This window comes from Streptomyces sp. RB17, from assembly GCF_009604455.1.
In the GTDB taxonomy this organism is placed as follows: Bacteria; Actinomycetota; Actinomycetes; order Streptomycetales; family Streptomycetaceae; genus Streptomyces.
In genome coordinates, this window is record NZ_WEGL01000047.1 from 1 (window position 1) to 2156 (window position 2156).

2 protein-coding genes are annotated in these 2156 nt (G+C 70.0%); both read right to left on the reverse strand.

Going from position 1 to position 2156, the window contains the following annotated elements; translation table 11 throughout:
* Nucleotides 1–65 precede the first annotated feature (65 nt).
* On the reverse strand, nt 66–1517 hold the full coding sequence (tnpB, locus tag SRB17_RS45180; protein ID WP_323377634.1) for an IS607 family element RNA-guided endonuclease TnpB: 1452 nt from the start codon (nt 1515–1517) through the stop codon (nt 66–68).
* Nucleotides 1514–2089: an IS607 family transposase gene (locus SRB17_RS45185; protein WP_323377635.1), complete on the reverse strand. Its 576-nt coding sequence runs from the start codon at nt 2087–2089 to the stop codon at nt 1514–1516. The genes tnpB and SRB17_RS45185 overlap by 4 nt, the downstream gene beginning before the upstream one ends.
* Nucleotides 2090–2156 lie beyond the last annotated feature (67 nt).

Consider the following 2156-nt stretch of genomic DNA (forward strand, 5'->3'; position numbering starts at 1 on the left):
GCCGTTGCCGAGACCGTAGTCGGATCTCAGCATTCCGGGCATTTCGGCCCGGAAGGTCCGTCACATCACCAGAGCGTCAGGGGCTCGGCTTGGGGACGGTCTCTCGTTTCTGTCTGCCGCGGGTGCGGCAGGGTTGCGCCACCTGCCCGCCCCGTCGTGGCCTTGCGGCTCCGGCGGGTGGTGCGGGTCTTGTGGTCGGCTCCACGAGGTTTCGACACCGCTTGGGTGTCCTGGTCTCCGGCCACTCCGGTACCAGTGACTACGGCCGCCGCGAGGGCGGCGAGGTTGAGTGCGGCGTTGGCGTCCCGGTCGATGACCAGGCCGCAGGCGTCGCATTCGAAGGTCCGGATGTGCAGCGGCAGTTTGGCTTTCACCGCGCCGCACCCGGAGCAGGTCTTGGAGGAGGGGAACCAGCGGTTCGCGGCCACGATGCGGCAGCCGTTGCGCTGGGTTTTGTAGGCGAGCTGGCGGCGGATCTCCCCGAATCCCGCGTCGGCGATCCGGCGGGCCAGGCGCCGGTTCTTCAGCATGTCGGCGACGTTGAGGTCCTCGACGACGACGGTGCCGTACTCGGTCGCCACGGCGGTGGTGAGCTTGTGCAGGGCGTCCTCGCGCAGGTCCGCCACGCGGTGGTGGACCCGGTTGCGCTGGGCGTTGGCCTTCTCCCAGCGGCGGGAGGGCTGCTGCCCGGTCCGGCGGTCCGGGCCCCGGCGGCGCGAGACCGTGCACGATGCCCGGCGCAGCTGCTTCAGGGCGCTGTCGAGATGCCGGGGGTTGGGGACCTCGCGGATCTCTCCGGCGCAGTCGGCCATGACCGCGAGGGTCTTCACCCCGAGGTCGATCCCGACCGCCGCGTCCGGCCGCGTGACGCGGACGAGGTCGCGCTTGACCTCTGTCTGGAAGGACACGAACCAGCGTCCGCGCTCGTGCCGGACGGTCGCGGACAGGATCCGCGCCGTCCCGGCCTGGACACGGGCCAGGAGCTTCACCGTGGGCTCGTGGACGCGGATCGTGCCGAGGCGGGGCAGGGTGACGTGCCGGCCGTCGACGTCGACGCGGATGGTGCCGGTGGTGAACCGGCAGGCAAGGCGCGCCTTCCGCTTCGACTTGAAACGTGGCATCCCCACCCGCTTGCCGCGACGCTTGCCCTGCTTCGACTTCGCGTAGTTGTCGAACGCCGCGGAGGCGTTCGCGAGACCGGTGGAGTACGCCTCCTTGGAGTTGTCCTCCCACCAGGCGCAGAACCTCGGATCGGTGTGCTTTGCGGCGTTGAACGCCTTGCGCAGCGCGGGCAGCGACCACGGCCGCCACTGCGTCAACTCCGCCTCGGGGATGCCGTAGGACTCCTCGGCCCGGCGCTGCCACCACGACGCCTCCACCCAGGCGACGGCCCAGTTGAAGGCGGCACGGGCGGCGCCGCAGTGCGAACGCAGCGCCCGCTCCTGGCCTGCGTTCGCATCCAGCGCAAACCGGTACGCCTGCACCACGAAACCGGGCTGCGGCTTGAATTTCTTCACCCGGCCGCCTCGTTGGTGGCCACGGCCACCGCGCGGGCGGCACGGTTCTTCGCCGCACGACGCCCGTACAAGCGGGCACACATCGAGGTCAGCACCTCGGTGATGTCCCGCACCAGGTCGTCCGTGGTCTCGGCGGGGTCGAGGACGACCAGGCGCCGGCCGGACGCCGACAGGACAGCCTCCAGGTGCTCGACACCGAACCGGGCCAGCCGGTCACGATGCTCGACCACGATCACCGCCGCCTGCGGGTCGGACAGGACCCGGTGCAGCTTGGGCCGCCGCCCGTTCAGCCCCGAGCCGACCTCGGTCACGACCTCCGCGACGGCCAGACCCTGCCGGTTCGCACCGGACACGACCCGGGAAACCTGCCGATCCAGATCAGCCTTCCGCTCAGCGCACGAGACACGGCAGTACGCCACCACGCGCCCGGACACATGCACGGCGGGCTCGTCGACCAGCCATGTCCCGGACGGCGCCTGGCGGACAGGGACAGGCATCTTCCCGTCCTTCACCCACCGCCAGGCGGTCTGGTAGCTCACGCCCTGCCGGCGCGCCCACTCCGAAAGCTTCACACGATCAAGATACACAACAAGAGATGTCTACAGATGACTAGAAAATTTGTAGCAGCTATCACCCCCC